Raw genomic sequence first — 15,965 nt, forward strand, 5'->3', positions numbered from 1 at the left:
CATCGGGGCACGTTGGCCTAATGAATACGCAGAATCCGCCCAGAACTCGTTAAGGAGACTCCCATGACGACGCTTCGAGCCGCCCTTCTGCTGGCTTTGGTATTTGCCTTGGGCGCATGCGCCAGCCCCCCCTACTCCAAATCGGGCGTCTCCAGGGACGTCGCCATGGCCGACTACCAGGACTGCTACTCCATGGGAGCCCTGGAACACTTCACCCCCGAAATCCATGCAAGCATCAACAAGTCCACGCGCGCCTGCATGAAGGCCCGGGGCTACAGCGGCAGCCTGGACTTCCCCTGCTGGTAGCCGCCAGCGCGCATGCCACGCGACAACGAATGAAAAAACCCCGCCAGGATACGATCCCGGCGGGGTTTTGCCGTTGTTGCGGGCCGGATCAGAACGGCTGGCAGTGGTGCTTGATGGACACGCCCTTGACCACGAAGATGGCTCCCTCGGCGATGTTGGTGGAGAGGTCGCCCACGCGCTCCAGGGAGCGGGCCACCATGACCGTGCGGATGGCGCGGTCCAGGTTGGCCAGGCCGCAATCCTGGGATTCGGCCTCCATGGCGTCCTTGAGCACGCACATGTTGAGGTCGTCGGCGGCGGAGTCCATGGCGCAGACCTTGCGGGCCAGCTCGGCGTCCTGTTCGCGGAAGGAGCGAAGCGCCATGCGGTACATCTCCGTGACCTGCCCGCCCAGGGCGGCCACGTCGGGCACCAGCGCCTTCTGGGAGGCCTGGGAGAGCAGGATGGCCTGCTCGGCGATGTTCACGGCCTCGTCGCCGATGCGCTCCAGGTCCACCACCATGCGCATGCAGGACACGATGAAGCGAAGGTCCATGGCCACGGGCTGGTCCAGGGCCAGAAGCCGCAGGGACAGGGTGTCCACCTCGCACTCCATGGCGTTTATCTCGCGATCGGCGTCGATCACCTGGCGGGCCAGGTCCACGTCGCGGTTCAGGAGCGCGCCGAGCGCCTTTTCCAGTGCCCGGTCGGTGTAGGCCGCCATTTGCAGCACCTTGACCTTGAGCTGCTCCAGTTCTTTTTGAAATCTCGGGTCCATATGTTCCTCCCGCAGGCGCGCCCGCGCCGGGCGTGCGTCTTCTTCCTGTGCGTGCGCGCCAGGAGCATGCCGTCAGTTGTGGGTGAAGCCTCGTTGCGTGCCGGTGTCCATCAGCCGAAACGGCCGGTGATGTAGTCTTCCGTCTGCTTGTTGCTGGGACGGGTGAATATGGTTTCGGTCTGGTCCATCTCGATCAGCTTGCCCATGTAGAAGAAGCCGGTCATGTCCGAGACGCGGGCGGCCTGCTGCATGGAGTGGGTGACGATGATGATGGTCAGGTCCTTCTTGAGTTCGTGGATGAGCTCCTCGATCTTCTGGGTGGCGATGGGGTCCAGCGCCGAGGCCGGTTCGTCCATGAGCAGCACCTCCGGGTCCACGGCCAGGGCGCGCGCGATGCACAAGCGCTGCTGCTGGCCGCCGGAGAGGCCCAGGGCGTTGGTGTGCAGCCGGTCCTTCACCTCGTTCCACAGGGCGGCCTGCTTGAGGCTCTTTTCCACCTGGCGGGCGATCATGGCGTTGTCGCTCACGCCGTTGACGCGCAGTCCGTAGGCCACGTTCTCGAAGATGGTCTTGGGGAAGGGGTTGGGCTTCTGGAAGACCATGCCCACCCGGCGGCGCAGCTCCACCACGTCGATTTCGCCGCTGTAGATGTCCTGCTCGTCCAGGGTCAGCTCGCCCTGCACCCGCGCGATGTCGATCAGGTCATTCATGCGGTTCAGGCAGCGCAGGAAGGTGGACTTGCCGCATCCTGACGGGCCGATGAGCGCCGTGACCTGATTCATGAGGATGTCCATGGACACCGCATGCAGGGCTTGGAATTCGCCGTAGAAAAAATCCAGGTTCCTGGAGGTCATCTTCACTGGGGTCGTCATAAACCGATCCTTGTCTGATCCTTGCGAACTTTAAGACGCCTCTGGGAGGCTGAAGCAGAACGCCGCGCCGCTGGGGCCTTCCTGGGCCTGGTCCACCCAGATCCTGCCGCCGTGCCTTTCCACGATATGCTTGGCGATGGCCAGCCCGAGGCCGGTTCCGCCCTCGCCCTTGTTGCGCGGCCTGTCCACCCGGTAGAACCGTTCGAACACGCGCTGACGCTCGGCCTCAGGCACCCCGGGACCGGTATCTTCCACGCAAAAGGTGACATCCGCGTGTCCGGGATGGTGCGACACGATGACTCTGGAGCCTTCCGGGCCATATTTTATGGCGTTCTCCAGAAGATTGCGGAACACCTGGGTCAACTGCCCGGCATCGGCCAGGACCAGCGGCCCCGCGTCGGGCAGGCGGTTGTCCACGGTCACGTTGCGTTCTGCGGCCAGGGTGGCACACTCGCGCATGGCCCCGCGCAGGCTCTCGGAGGCCTTCACGCGGGACTTGCCGGGCGGCTGGCGGTCGTTCTCGATGCGCGCCAGGCTCAGGAGCTCGTCCACCATCCGGGACATGTGGTTGGCATTTTTTATGATGACGTCCAGGAAGCGCCGTTCCTGGCCGTCGCGAAACTTTTTCTCGCCCAGAAGCGTCTCGGCGTAGCCCTTGATGGAGGTCAGGGGCGTGCGCAGCTCGTGGGACACGTTGGCCACGAAGTCGCGCCGGACCTTGTCCAGGCGGCGGAACTCCGTCAGGTCGTGGAACACCAGCACCGCCCCAAGCCCCGAGGAGCGCTGCACCGGGCGCACCAGGCTCACGTCGAAGTAGCGGTCCTGGCCGGGTTCGATCTGCACGCTGACCACGGCCGGGCGCGAGTCGTCCTTCCAGTTGAGCACTGTGTCGGCGGCGTTCTGGAGTTCCGGGCAGGGCACGGCCTCGATGGGCAGCCTGCCCGCGCTGTCGGACGCCGTCGGAAATATTTCCTCGAAGGCCTTGTTCACCAGCATGATGCGCCCGTCCTCGCCGAGCACCATCAGGCCCTCGCGCATGCCGCCAAGCACGGTCTCCATGCGCATCTTCTCGGCCTCCAGGGAGGTGATCTGCGCCTCGATGCCGCTGGCCATGGCGTTGACGCTCTGGGCCAGCTCCTCCAGGGCCATGCCGGACTGCGGCCAGAGCCTGCGCCCGTAGTCGCCGTCGCCCACGGATTTGAGGACCTCGGCGCACTTGCGGATGAACCGGGCGTGCCTGACCGAGAGCGCGTAGCTGGACAGGGCGGAGCAGGCCAGCAGCACCCCGAAGGCCAGGGCCAGCTTCGAACCGTCGGCCTCGCCCCGGCCAAGCGCCAGGATGCCCAGGCTCCCCGCAACGAGGTGGGAGAGGAATATGCGAAGCCCCAGACCTATCATTCGTCCATCCTGGTGTTGAGTGCCCGGAATGCGTCCATCCACGCTGCGCGTCAGGCCGGGACGGAGCCTGACGGCTACAGGCCGGAGTTAGTCCTTGAAACGATAGCCCACGCCGCGCACGGTTTCCACCAGGGCGGCGTGGGAGCCGAGCTTCTGGCGCAAGCGGCGCACGTGGGTGTCCACGGTGCGGGCGTATCCCTCGAACTCGTAGCCCCAGACGGTGTTCAGGAGCTGGTCGCGGGTCTGCACCCGGCCAGGGCTCTTGAACAGCTCCGCGAGCAGCTTGAACTCGGTCGCGGTCAGGGGGATCTCTTCGCCGCCGGACTCGGCCTTGTGGGCGTCCATGTCCACGCTCAGGCCGTCGCGGCGCAGCACCTGCTTGGGTACGGCGTCCGGGTTCAGGCGCTTGAGCACCGCCCTGGCTCGCAGGATAAGCTCGCGCGGGCTGAAGGGCTTCACCACGTAGTCGTCCGCGCCAAGCTCCAGGCCCACTATGCGGTCCACTTCCTCGCCGCGAGCCGTGAGCATGATCACGGGCACCTGGGCTGTCTTGGGATCGCGCTTGATGCTCTTGCACACCTCGAAGCCGTCGGCTCCGGGCAGCATGATGTCCAGGAGCACCAGGTCGGGGCGCTGGCGGCGCAGCTTGGCCAGGGCGTCCAACCCGTCGCTGGCGGTGGTCACGTCGAAGCCCGCGTTCTGGAAATTATATTCGAGTAGCTGGAGGATGTCTTCGTCATCCTCGACAATAAGCACGCTCTCCTTGGTCATGGCCATATCCTCCGATGTGCCCAAAGATCACGGCCCGGTGACGAGGGCGTGATTGCTATGTTACAGTTCGGTGACATTTCCCCCGGCAAAGCGCAAGAACCCCCGCGCGTCCAGCCCGCCCATTGTGACAGCCCGCCCGGGGTCGCCTGTAACATGGCGAAATCCTCAATTGCCGTGTATGCTCCCGGCAACGCCTCATCACGACAACCGCTAACGGAGGACCTCATGCCCGAGCTCAAAGGAACCGAAACCGAAAAGAACCTTCTGGCCGCCTTCGCCGGAGAATGCCAGGCTCACGTCCGCTACGCCTTTTTCGCCAAGCAGGCAAAAAAGGACGGTTATGAACAGATCGCCCACATTTTCCTGGAGACGGCGGAACAGGAACGCGTCCACGCCCGCAGGTTCCACAAGCTCATGGACGGCCTGGATGCCGAGGTGACCCTGTCTTTGCGCTCTGCCGGAGTCGGGACCACGCTCGAGAACCTGAAGCGCTCAGCCGACGACGAGCAACGAGAGAGCGGACGCGACTACCCGACGGCAGCCGCCACGGCGCGGGAGGAAGGGTTCACCGAGGCGGCGCTGGTGTTCGAGAACATCGCCCTGGCCGAAGAGCGCCACCGCTCCCGCTTCCAGGCGCTGGCGGACAACATCGAGGCTGACAGGGTGTTCGTGCGGGACTCCCCGGTGCTGTGGCGCTGCCGCCACTGCGGCTGGGCGCGCGAAGCCAAGGGCGCGCCGGAGAGATGCCCGGCCTGCGCGCATCCCAAGGCGCATTTCGAGGTCAGCTCCGAGGACTGGTAGGCCTGCGGGGAGGGGGCTTGAGGCTTTGAAGGTGCCCGGCTGTAGGGGAACATTTGTCTTCAATCCAAAAGCCCCGGAGCAAAGCCATGAAAACGCTTGTAGGTTCTGCTCACGAGGCGGGAATCATTGTACCTGAAGCTCTTGAGGAATTTTCAAATCTCTGGGGGTTTTTGAAATATGATCGTTATCGTAGTAGCTCCAGGCTCTGAGAAGTCAGCAAGGATATCCCCATTCTGAGCTTTCGCCATGAGCATGGCTGAATATGTCCCGATTCCTGTCCCATTTCTCTTCCCGGATGTCACAAATTTATCAAAAAAAACGTTTCGTATTGTTTCTGGAACTTCACCAAAATTGTGTATTGAAATTTTACGGTGATCATTCTTTTCAAAAGCAACCTTAATCTCCGCCCCGACAGGGGAGGCCTCAATGGCATTGACTAGTAAATTATTCAAAATAATATTCGTCATGGACAAACAGCAGTAGATATAACATGTTTTAGCAACATGGCCATGTGCTCCAGATGGCGGAGGCAAGGAAAGTTGTTTATCATTTATAATTTTTTTGTTCTGAGAAATGACAGACATGACGACATCAACTGCATTGACGACTTCCAGTGCAACCTCAAAATCCCCACATTCTATTTTTGACAAAGACAAAAACATATCCACAAACCCGAGTATACTTACACCCGAAGCCTTTGCCTCTCTAAGTATTTGAACCCCTTGCTGTGACAATCCTGGTTCTGCGAGCAATAAATCCGCAGTATTGAGCCACATTACGATTGCACCTCGGATGTCATGATTTACAATATGATATTTGTCCTCAATTAATTTCATCTCGGCGGAGAGGGTGGATATTGTTTTCGAAAGACTCTCGACCTCTTGCATTAACATGGCTTCATGTTTTCTCTCTTCATGAATTGTATTTTGTTGCTGATATATTATGAGCTCGTGGGCAGAACTGTTGAATGCAAGCTCCTTAAAACGATGGTTTTGAACCGAGTCTTTGGTTTTCATTATATTTAATTGAGTCGTCAAAGACGCAATCAATTGCCGAGAATTAGCCAGCTCAGTCTGAAGCTCGGTAAGTAGCTGTTTCTTTACTATTTTTCTTGCTTCTTCCGTTTCTGATCCCATAATGACTCCTGATTGAAGCCACACCTCTTGATACATACTACTAGAAGCACACATTCATCTTACCAGCAAGAAATATTTTCTCCATACCTCTTCGATTTTCCTGTTTGCTTCCATTATTTCTTTCGCATGCAGCACGGAATGGCAACTATCTGCACGCCAACAGCATGATGATGGACGTGACCTGTCGGGAAAACGTCAGGTTGTAAATCCCAAACAAGCCTAATGCTTTTCACGAAACAGAGAAATGGCTGTCTTTGACCGGGTTCGAATACCCACTGAACGAAGGGAAGGGTATAAACTCAGGGAACAGACTGGAGCACGGCCGCCAGGGCCCCCGTGCTCACGGGCTTTTGCAGCACCGCGTCGGCCACGCCAAGCACCGCGCCGGACTCGTCCCGGTCCGTGAGCAGCACCAGCACCGCGTCCCGGCGCAGCTCCCGGCAGGACTTCAGGAAGCCCCGGCCCGACATGCCGTTCAGGTCCTCCCCGGCCAGCACCAGCCCGAAGCTATGCGGAGCACGTCCGAACGCCTTGAGGGCCTTGCCCGCGTCGCGCATCATGGCGCTCTTGTAGCCGAGCTCAGCCAGGGTCATGCCCAGGGCGCGGCGCGAAAATGCCTGGGTGTCCACCACCAGGGCGCGGCGCCGGAGCCCGCCCCGGTCCAGGTCCACGTCCGGCCCGGCCAGCGGCAGGTACACCTCGAACAGGCTGCCCTTGCCGAGCGAACTCTCCACCCGCACCGCGCCGCCCTGGGAGCGCGCGATGCCGTACACTGTGGACAGCCCCATGCCGGTGCCCTCGCCGGGCTTCTTGGTGGTGAAGAAGGGCGTGAAGATCCGGTCCAGAAGGGCCTGGTCCATGCCGTGCCCCGTGTCGGAGACCGCCAGCATGGCGTACTCGCCAGGACCGGGCGCGACTCCCCCGCTGCCCTCGCCCTTGGGCACCACGCGCTTCTCCAGGCGGATCTCCAGCCTGCCCCCGCGCACCTGCATGGCATGCAGGGCGTTGTCGGCCAGGTTGGTGACCATCTGGTGCACCAGGCTCGGGTCGGCCATCACCTCCAGCGGTTCTGCCCCGGCGTCGAAGCGCACCTCGACGTCCGGCGGCAGGGAGGAGCGCAGCAGGCGCAGCGCCTCCTGGACGATGGGCGCGAGCTCCATCCTGGCCGCGCGCAGGTCCCCCCTGCGGCTGAAGGCCAGTATCTGCTTGATGAGCTGCCGGGCGCGGCCCCCGGCCTGGATGATCTCCTCCAGGGGCCTTCGCAGGATATCCCCGCGCCCCAGGAGCTGCATGCCCACCTCGGCGTTGAGCAGGATGGGCGTGAGGATGTTGTTGAAGTCGTGCGCGATGCCCCCGGCCAGGGTGCCCACGGCTTCCAGCTTCTGGGCGCGGCGCAGGCGGTTCTCCAGGCGGTCCTGGTGGGAGACGTCGCGCAGGAGCACCACCGTGTTGCCCACGCGCCCGCAGTCGTCGCGAATGGGGGAAAAGACAGCCTCCACGGCCACGGGGCGCAAGTCAGGGCGCACGTCGCGGATGAGGCCGGTCCACTCCTGCCCGGCCAGCATGGCCTGCTGGATGTCGCGCGCCGGAACCGAGGTCCGGCGCGATCCGAAAAGTTCGAAGAACACGCTGCCCAGGAGCTCGGACCTCTCCAGGCCCAGGATGCGCCCGAAGGCGGGGTTGGCGTATTCCACGCGCCAGGTCCCGCCGGTGACGATGGCCATGCCCTCCCCGGCCTGCTCCACGGCAGTGGCCAGGAGCATACGCTCCGACTCGGCCATCTTACGGGCCGTGATGTCCTCCATGACGCCTTCGATGCGTTCCACCGCGCCGCCCTCGCCCATCACGGTCCACATGCTGAGCGACACCCATATGGCGTGGCCGTCGCGCCTGCGCAGGCGCACCTCGCGCCGCTCCAGGATTCCTTCCTGTTGCAGCGCGGTGAGCACCGCGTTGCGCGCACCGTCGTCGGCGTAGAACTGGCTTGCGATGTCGCGGATGAGCACGATCATCTCCGCCGGGGAAGTATACCCGAAAATGCGCGCGCAGGCCGGGTTCACCCACAGGAAGCGCCCCTGGGGCGTGGATTGGAAGATCCCCTCCACGGAGTTCTCGGAGATGCTGCGCAGTCGCGCCTCGGACTCGCGCAGGGCCTCTTCGGCCTGAACCCTGGCGGTGATGTCGCTGATGACGCAGAACAGCACGGTGCGCTCGCCCACATGGATGCGCGTGGTCCTGATGTCCACGTCGCGCACGCTGCCCTCGGCCACCCGGTGGCGGCACACGGCCTCGCGGCTCCCGGCCTCGCGGCAGACCTGCACCATCGCGTTGTGGCAGGCCGGGCCGTCCTGGCAGACCTGGCGGAAATTCATGGCGCGCAGCTCCTCCAGGCTCCAGCCGTAGAAGTGCAGCGCCGCGTGGTTGGCGTCCAGCAGGTCCAGGCTGTCGGGGTCCAGGAGGAGCATCACGGCCCGGTGTTCGCGGAACATGGCCTCGAACAGGGTCGCTTCCTGGCCGAGGACACGCTCCCGGAGCTTGCGGTCGTCGATGTCGTAGGCGCAGCCCACGATCTCCAGGGGTTTGCCGCCGGAGTCGCAACGCAGCACCACGTCGTCGCGTATCCAGCGCCACTGGCCGTCCTTGCGGCGCAGGCGGTACTCCAGGGATATTTCGCCCGCCTCGAACAGTCGGGGATAGATGCCGAAAACCTCCGGCGCGTCCTCGGGGTGCAGAAGCGACCGCCACAGACCCGGCGGCGCGAGGAACTCCTGGACCGTGTAGCCCAGTTCGCGCTCCACGTTGGAGCTCACAGTGGTGGTGTGCATGGTGGCCGGGTCCACGGTGTAGACCACCACCGGACCGTTGTGCATCAGGTGGCCCAGCGCCACGCCAGCGGAAGACGCCAGGTTATTCATGCGTCATGGGGGCCAGGGCCTGCCTGGCGGGTAAGACTCGAATGAAACACGAAGCTGGAGCGGATGTGGTTCTTCACGTAGTACATGGCCTCGTCGGCCTTCCTGACCAGCTCCCAGGGGTCCGTGCCGTCATCGGGGGCCAAGCTAATGCCGATGCTCCCGCCGGGTCCCTGCTCACCCTTGAGGCTCTCGTAGGGCAGGTGCAGGGCGGCGATGATCTTGCGCGCCACCTCGGACGCGCCCGATTCCCCCCGCTGGCCGGGCAGCACCACCACGAACTCGTCCCCGCCAACGCGGGCCACGGTGTCCGAGGCGCGCACCTGCCCAAGCACCCGTCCGGCAGCCTCCTTGAGCACAAGGTCGCCCACGGCGTGGCCCAGGCGGTCGTTGACGGGCTTGAAGTTGTCCAGGTCCAGAAACAGGACGGCCACCTTGGTCTGCTCCCGGCGAGACGCCTCCAGCACCCGCGAGAGCCGGTCGATCAGCAGCAGCCGGTTGGCGAGCCCGGTGAGCGGGTCGTGCAGCGAGGCGTGCTGGGCCTTCTCGGCCATGGTCTTGGCCTCGGTGACGTCCTGGATGATGCCGTCGTAGAAGGCCACGTGGCCGAACGCGTTGCGCCGGATCACCGGGGTGTTGCGCACCCATCGCTCGCTGCCGTCTTTGTGCAGGATGCGGTGGTCCAGGGGCTGGACGTCCTCGCCGCGAAGCAGGCGCTGGGCCTGCTCCAACACGGCGGAGCGGTCCTCCGGGTGGACCATGGAATACCAGAGGGTGGGGTCTGCGTCGAAGTCGCCCGGAGCATAGCCCGTGATCAGCTCGCACCCGTCTCCGTGGACCGTGGACACCGCGCGCCCGTCCTCCACCTTGACCGTGTAGATATAGCCGACCACCGTGCCCAGGAGCTTCCGGTAGCGCTCCTCGGACTCGCGCACCGACAGCCAGGCCTCCTCCAGCCTGTCCGCCCGGAGCCTCAGCTCGCCGATCTCGGCGAGAAGCTCCTCGGATGTCCGGCACGCTTCACTCATGGATTCCACGTTGCTCCAAGCGGCTTGTCCCGTCAACCAGGACCATTTTACGATTTGGTTTCAGGCGTAGGCATGTTACATCATCGTCAACGCAAAAGCAAAATACAGGAGACATCCATGAAAGACGCCCTCAAGCCCAAGCACTACGAGATCATGCGTTCCAAGTTCCCCGATTATATCCAGGCAGTGGAGACCCTGGGCAAGGCCGTGCGCGACGCCGGACCGCTGGACGAGAAGACGCTCCTGCTGGTGCAGCTTGGCGCGGCCTGCGCAACCCACTCCGAAGGGTCCGTGCTGTCCCACGCCCGCCGGGCCATGGCCGCCGGAGCCAGCCTGGACGAGATCAACCACGCCCTCATGGGACTGACCTCCACCATCGGCTTCCCCACCGTGGCCGCCGCCATCAGCTGGGTCAGGAAGAACCTCGAGAACGATTAAGCGAGCCCACGCACGACGGAGAAGAAGCCTCCGGCGGCCAAAGGGCTCCGCCCTTTGGAAACCCTTATACGCTTCGCGACTATCCCCCCACCGCCAGGATGGGGGCGATGGCCGCGAGGTCCCCAAGCCATGAGCCAAGAAGCCAGGAACCACTCCGCCTTCCTGCGCGACCCCGACCTGCCCTTCCTGGAATCGCGCGATTCCAGGATCGCGGGCAGCCCGTTCGGCGTCCACACCCACGAAACCTTCGCCATCTCCGTGGTGACGGGCGGCGCAACCATGCTGGACTGTCGGGGCGGGCAATGGCTCATCCCGGCGGGCTGCGTCGTGTTCCTGCCCCCCGGTGAACCCCACGCCTGCAACCCGCGTCCGGGCGGGGAATTCGTCTACCGCATGTTCTACGTGGAGCGGGCATGGTTCGAGGCCCGCTGCGCGAACGTGCCAAGGATGGGCGGCCTGGACCTTGAGCATCCCGCGCTTTTGGAAGATCCCGCCATGATCCGCACGTTTCTGGATTTCGCAACCTCCCAGGACCGGCGCGCCCAGGCCGCCGAGAAGCTGGCCCTGTGGGAACGCGCCATGGACGCGCTGCTGGGCTGCGCCCCCAGCCACGTCCTGACCGGAGGACAGGCCAGGGCCGAACGCCGGGCGGCCCGCATGGCTGCCGACGTCATCGCCGAGCGCCCGGCGGACCAGCTCAGCATGGCAGAGCTGGCCCAGGCCTGCGGCGTCTCCCCCACCCATCTGCCCCGCATCTTCCGCCAGACCCTGGGCCTGACCCCCCTGGCCTACCAGAACCAGCTGCGGGTGGAGCTGGCCAAGCGGCTGCTGGCCACGGGAACGCCCATCGCCCAGACGGCGGCCCAGGCCGGATTCGCCGACCAGAGCCACCTGAACCGGGTGTTCCGCCGCTACGCAGGGGCCACGCCGCGCCAGTACCTGCTCGGTTCGCGCCCCGGCTGACCTCTGCACCGGACCCGCTGCACGGTCTCTTCAGTCGGCCTTCGCCAACATTGCGCGGCAAGAACGCCGCGCGCAATTTCGTCCAAGAAATACCCCGCCAGCCGGGCTAAGCGTGCTCCCCATCCGACATCTGGGGAGATCGCATGCCACGCCATAACATAGCCGCCTACGCCGCGCTTTGCGCCTCGGTCCTCTTCTGGGGCCTGTCCTTCACGGCCACCAAGGTGGCCCTCACACACCTCGCGCCTTTCACCATCCTGTTTCTGCGCTTCGCCCTGGCCTGCTCCGTGCTGGTCCCCGTGGCCGCAGCCGGGAGGCTTCGCGGGCTTGGGCTCGCGGACCACGCCAGGATCTTCGGCATCTCCATCCTGTTTCCGGGCTGCTACTTCGCCCTGGAGACATTTGCCCTGCGCCTGACCTCGGCCACCAGCGCCTCGCTCATCTCGGCGGCCATCCCCATGGCGGTGCTGGCCCTCTGCGCGGCGGTGGCCAGGGAGAGGCCCCCCCTGCGAAACGTCCTGGGCGTGGCCGCCTCCCTTGCGGGGGTGTGCCTGCTGGTGGGGCTTCGCGGCGGCGCAGGGAGCCCCATGAACTCCGGGGACGCCCTGATGCTCGGGGCCGTGGCCTCGGCGGCGGCGTACATGGTGGCCGCGTCCCGCCTGTGCCGCAGCGTGTCGCCGCTGGCCCTCACCACGCTCCAGATGTTCTGGGGCACGCTCTTTTTCCTGCCCTTCTTCCTGGCGGACCTGCCCGAATGGGGGCTTGTCCCGGCTGCGCCGCTCCTGGCCGTGGCCAGCCTGGGCCTCTTCGCCACGGTGGGCGCGTTCCTGGCCTACAACTTCGCCCTGTCGCGCGTTCCGGCGCAGACGGCCTCGCTGTTCATCAACGCGGTGCCGGTGGTGGCGGTGTTCGGGGCGCACCTGGCGCTGAACGAGTCCGTGGCCGTGACCCAGCTGGCGGGCGGGGCGATGATCCTGGCCTCGGTTTACGCCACGGCCTCGCGACCGGCGCGGGAGCGGGTCTCCAACACTTCTTGACGCGACGGGGCATTTCACGCACACGGGACAAAACTGCGACGACAATTTCCCGCACCCGAGGTTTTTCCCATGATAATGGACTGCATGAAGACCGCCGATCCCGCGATGATCGAGATGTTCCGTCCCTTCGGCCTGAAGATGGAGGAGCAAGGCATTCCCCCCATCGTGATCAACGTCTTCAAGTGTTACTATTCCCGGCTGCTCTACGGCGCGCAGGGCAAGCTCCCCGAAGACGAGCTCCTGCCCCTGACCGACCGCGAGGCCCCGGACTACGAGTCCCTGTCCAGCTACGCGGAAGTGGGGCGCCAGGCCATGGGTCACGCCGTGGTCATCAAGCTGAACGGGGGCCTCGGGACCTCCATGGGCCTGGAAAAGGCCAAGAGCCTCATCACCGTGAAGAACGGCATGAGCTTTCTTGACCTGATCCTCGGCCAGATGCGGATGCTGCGCGAAAAACACGGCAAAAACATCCCGCTGCTCTTCATGAACAGCTTCAAGACCCACCTGGACACCATGCTCAAGGTGGAGGGCTTCGACAACGGACCCGGCGGACTGCCCCTGGCCTTCCTGCAGCACCGCTACCCCAAGATACTGCACAAGGACCTCTCCCCGGCCACCTGGCCGGGCAACCCGGAGCTTGAGTGGAACCCGCCGGGACACGGCGACCTGTACACAGCCCTGGTCACCTCCAAGGTGCTGCGAAAGCTCCTGGAGCGGGGCATCCACTACGCCTTCATCTCCAACTCGGACAACCTGGGCGCGGTGATGGACGAGCGGCTTCTGGGCTACATGGTCAAGGAGCAGGCCCCGTTCCTGATGGAAGTGGCCGGGCGCACCGCCTCCGACCGCAAGGGCGGCCATCTGGCGCGCCTTCGCACCAACGGGCGCATGGTCCTGCGCGAGATCGCCCAGTGCCCCGAGCGCGACCTGGACGCCTTCCAGGACATCGGGAAGCACCGCTTCTTCAACACCAACTCCCTGTGGGTTGACCTTCGGGCCATGGAGAAGGTGTTCGTGGCCAACGGCATGATGCCGCTTGACCTCATCCTGAACCCCAAGACCCTGGACCCGCGCAACCCCAAGTCCCCGGAGGTGATCCAGATCGAGACCGCCATGGGCTCGGCCGTGTCCGCCTTCGAGAACGCCCAGGCCGTGAAGGTCCCGCGCACCCGCTTCGCCCCGGTGAAGACCACCGGGGACCTCCTGGTGGTCATGTCCGACTGCTACGACATCAGCCCCGACAAGACCGTGGTGCCCTCCCCCTTGCGCACCGACCCCATGCCCGTGGTGCACCTGGACGCGCGCCACTACAAGAAGATCGACGACTTCACGGCGCGCTTCCCCTACGGAGCGCCGTCGCTCATCGGGTGCGAAAGCCTCGCCGTGAAGGGCGACGTGCTGTTCGAGGCTGGAGTGACCGTCACCGGCAAAGCCCATGTGGTGAACGATTCTGAGACGCAGGCCGTGGTGCGCCAGGGAACTGTCCTGGACGGCGAAGTGAGGCTCTAGTGCGCATCCTACTGGTGGAGGACGACCCTCAGGCTGCGGCCTATCTGGTCAAGGGCCTGAAAGAGCAGGGTCTGGCCGTGGACCACGTGGCCGACGGGCGCGAAGGCTTGTTCCGGGCCTCCGGCGGCGGCTACGACGCGATCATCCTGGACCGCATGTTGCCGAACATGGACGGCCTGTCCATCCTGAAGACCGTGCGCGCGGCCGGGGACAACACCCCGGTTCTGCTGCTCTCGGCCCTCTCCGACGTGGACGCCCGCGTGGAGGGCCTGCGCGCCGGGGGCGACGACTACCTCACCAAGCCCTTCGCCTTCGCGGAGCTCATGGCCCGCCTGGAGGCCCTGGGGCGGCGCGGACGGCCCGAGAAGCCCCTGACCGTGCTGACGCTTTCCGATCTGGAGCTGGACCTGACAGCGCGCACCGTGAAGCGCGCGGGAAAGCCCATCGACCTAAAGCCCAAGGAGTTCGCGCTGCTGGAATACTTCATGCGCCACGCCGGGCAGGTGGTCACCCGCACCATGCTGCTGGAGCGCGTCTGGGACTACGCCTTCGATCCCCAGACCAACGTCATCGACGTGCACGTGTCCAGGCTGCGCGGCAAGATCGACAAAGACTTCGAGAAACCCCTGCTGCATACGGTGCGCGGCGCGGGATACACGCTGCGTGATCCGTCCGAAGCTCCTTAAGACCTTCAGCTTCCGGCTGGCCCTGTGGTATGTGGGCCTGTTCGCCGTGTCCGCCACGGTGGTCTTCGGATTCATCTGGTGGGCCGCCGTGACCTTCATGCTGCGCCAGACCGAGGAGATCATCGAATCCGAGGTCTGGAGCCTGGTGGAGCAGTACGACGAACGCGGCCTGGCCGCGCTCTCCATGCAGATCTCTGGACGCCAGCGCAGCGAGGCCTCTCGCTCCAACATCTACCTGCTGGTGGACCGCGAATTCCATTATCTGGCGGGCAACATGCGCCAGTGGCCCCGCACCATCGAGCCCAAGGGCTTCCCCGAATGGCACACCATCCCCGTGGCCGCCGAGGACGACCCCAAGCCCCTGGAGGCCAGGGTGCGCGTGGTGACGCTGTTGGGCAAGGTGCACCTGCTCGTTGGGCGCGAGCTCTCGGACGTGTTGCGCGCGCGGGCCATCATGGCCATCGCCATGGCGCTTGGTATCTTCTTCACGGTGATCATGGGGCTCATCTGGGGCAACGTCATGAGCGTCAAGCTCCTGGCCCGCCTGGAGAACGTCAACCGGGCCAGCCGGGAGATCATCGCCGGAGCCATGTCGCGACGAATACCGCTCTCGGGCTCCGGCGACGAGTTCGACCGCCTGGCCGAGAACTTAAACGACATGCTCGACCGCATCGGCGAGCTTTTGACCACGGTCAGGCAGGTGTCGGACAACATCGCCCACGACCTGCGCAGCCCGCTCACGCGCCTGCGCTCGCGCCTGGAGCTGGCCCTGCTGGAGCAGCCCGACCCCGTCACCCAGCGCCAGGCCATGGAGGAGGCAATCGACCAGGCCGAGTCCATCATCGCCACCTTCAACGCCCTGCTGACCATCGCCCAGGCCGAATCCGCCGCCGCGCGCGGGGGCTTCGAAAAGCTGGACCTCACCATGCTGGTGCGAGACGCCGCCGAACTCTACGAACCCTTGGCCGAGGACAAGGACATCTGCGTCACCGTGGATGTGCAGGACGGCCTTGCGGTGATGGGCAACCGGCACCTGCTCTCCCAGGCCGTGGCCAACCTTCTGGACAACGCGGTGAAGTACACCCCGGAGGGCGGCGCGATCCGCGTGGAGGCCAGGCGCACGGCCGAGGGCGTGTCCATGAGCGTGGCGGATTCCGGCCCCGGCATCCCGGAGCAAGAGCGGGAAAACGTGCTCAGGCGCTTCTACCGCCTGGACGCCAGCCGCAACACGCCCGGCTCGGGCCTGGGGCTGTCGCTGGTGGCGGCGGTGGCGCGACTGCACGGGGCGCGGCTGGAACTATCGGACAACGCTCCCGGACTGCAAACCCGAATGGTCTTTACCGCATGAACT

General features: G+C 64.6%; 15 protein-coding genes. 8 read left to right on the top strand and 7 right to left on the bottom strand.

Annotation, left to right across the window (positions count from 1 at the left end; translation table 11 throughout):
- Positions 1 to 63: 63 nt before the first annotated feature.
- Positions 64 to 306, top strand: coding sequence for a hypothetical protein (locus tag G453_RS24855; protein ID WP_043646293.1), 243 nt, complete (start codon positions 64 to 66; stop codon positions 304 to 306).
- An 88-nt stretch (positions 307 to 394) separates the two neighbouring features.
- Here G453_RS24855 and phoU read toward each other — a convergent pair whose 3' ends face one another.
- The 4 genes from phoU to G453_RS0117065 all read right to left on the bottom strand — a co-directional run bounded on the left by phoU (position 395) and on the right by G453_RS0117065 (position 4,104).
- A complete protein-coding gene (gene phoU, locus G453_RS0117050; protein WP_027192009.1) occupies positions 395 to 1,063 on the bottom strand; it encodes a phosphate signaling complex protein PhoU in 669 nt (222 codons plus the stop codon).
- A 110-nt stretch (positions 1,064 to 1,173) separates the two neighbouring features.
- Complete coding sequence (gene pstB / locus G453_RS0117055; RefSeq protein WP_027192010.1) at positions 1,174 to 1,935, bottom strand: phosphate ABC transporter ATP-binding protein PstB; 762 nt, start codon at positions 1,933 to 1,935, stop codon at positions 1,174 to 1,176.
- 30 nt (positions 1,936 to 1,965) lie between these two features.
- Complete coding sequence (locus G453_RS24860) at positions 1,966 to 3,333, bottom strand: sensor histidine kinase (protein WP_051272555.1); 1,368 nt, start codon at positions 3,331 to 3,333, stop codon at positions 1,966 to 1,968.
- 87 nt (positions 3,334 to 3,420) lie between these two features.
- A complete protein-coding gene (locus tag G453_RS0117065) occupies positions 3,421 to 4,104 on the bottom strand; it encodes a response regulator (protein WP_027192011.1) in 684 nt (227 codons plus the stop codon).
- Positions 4,105 to 4,329: 225 nt separating this feature from the next.
- Between G453_RS0117065 and rbr the strand changes: the two genes are divergently transcribed.
- On the top strand, positions 4,330 to 4,905 hold the full coding sequence (rbr, locus tag G453_RS0117070; RefSeq protein WP_027192012.1) for a rubrerythrin: 576 nt from the start codon (positions 4,330 to 4,332) through the stop codon (positions 4,903 to 4,905).
- Between the two features lie 152 nt (positions 4,906 to 5,057).
- On the opposite strand, the gene G453_RS0117075 is transcribed toward rbr, so the two are convergent.
- The 3 genes from G453_RS0117075 to G453_RS24870 form a co-directional block, all read right to left on the bottom strand.
- Entirely contained in the window at positions 5,058 to 6,041 is a 984-nt protein-coding gene (locus G453_RS0117075) for a sensor histidine kinase (RefSeq protein WP_027192013.1), read from the bottom strand.
- A gap of 299 nt (positions 6,042 to 6,340) precedes the next feature.
- A complete protein-coding gene (locus G453_RS26640) occupies positions 6,341 to 8,956 on the bottom strand; it encodes a PAS domain S-box protein (protein WP_051272556.1) in 2,616 nt (871 codons plus the stop codon).
- Positions 8,953 to 9,981 carry a sensor domain-containing diguanylate cyclase gene (locus G453_RS24870; RefSeq protein ID WP_051272681.1) on the bottom strand — a complete coding sequence of 343 codons (1,029 nt, stop codon included), beginning with the start codon at positions 9,979 to 9,981 and terminating at the stop codon, positions 8,953 to 8,955. The genes G453_RS26640 and G453_RS24870 overlap by 4 nt, the downstream gene beginning before the upstream one ends.
- Positions 9,982 to 10,098: 117 nt before the next feature.
- Between G453_RS24870 and G453_RS0117090 the strand changes: the two genes are divergently transcribed.
- The 6 genes from G453_RS0117090 (at position 10,099) to G453_RS0117125 (ending at position 15,962) form a co-directional block, all read left to right on the top strand.
- Complete coding sequence (locus tag G453_RS0117090; protein WP_027192014.1) at positions 10,099 to 10,419, top strand: carboxymuconolactone decarboxylase family protein; 321 nt, start codon at positions 10,099 to 10,101, stop codon at positions 10,417 to 10,419.
- Positions 10,420 to 10,548: 129 nt separating this feature from the next.
- Complete coding sequence (locus G453_RS26645; RefSeq protein WP_051272557.1) at positions 10,549 to 11,382, top strand: helix-turn-helix transcriptional regulator; 834 nt, start codon at positions 10,549 to 10,551, stop codon at positions 11,380 to 11,382.
- Between the two features lie 143 nt (positions 11,383 to 11,525).
- Complete coding sequence (locus G453_RS26650; RefSeq protein ID WP_051272558.1) at positions 11,526 to 12,419, top strand: DMT family transporter; 894 nt, start codon at positions 11,526 to 11,528, stop codon at positions 12,417 to 12,419.
- Positions 12,420 to 12,488: 69 nt separating this feature from the next.
- Positions 12,489 to 13,928 (top strand): UTP--glucose-1-phosphate uridylyltransferase, encoded by a 1,440-nt coding sequence (locus G453_RS0117115; protein ID WP_051272559.1) that lies wholly within the window; start codon positions 12,489 to 12,491, stop codon positions 13,926 to 13,928.
- Entirely contained in the window at positions 13,928 to 14,614 is a 687-nt protein-coding gene (locus G453_RS0117120) for a winged helix-turn-helix domain-containing protein (RefSeq protein WP_027192018.1), read from the top strand. The genes G453_RS0117115 and G453_RS0117120 overlap by 1 nt, the downstream gene beginning before the upstream one ends.
- Positions 14,592 to 15,962, top strand: a complete 1,371-nt coding sequence (locus G453_RS0117125; protein ID WP_027192019.1) for a sensor histidine kinase — start codon at positions 14,592 to 14,594, stop codon at positions 15,960 to 15,962. Before G453_RS0117120 ends, G453_RS0117125 begins: the two co-directional genes overlap by 23 nt.
- The last annotated feature ends 3 nt before the right edge of the window (positions 15,963 to 15,965 follow it).

Source organism: Fundidesulfovibrio putealis DSM 16056, from assembly GCF_000429325.1.
In the GTDB taxonomy this organism is placed as follows: Bacteria; Desulfobacterota; Desulfovibrionia; order Desulfovibrionales; family Desulfovibrionaceae; genus Fundidesulfovibrio; species Fundidesulfovibrio putealis.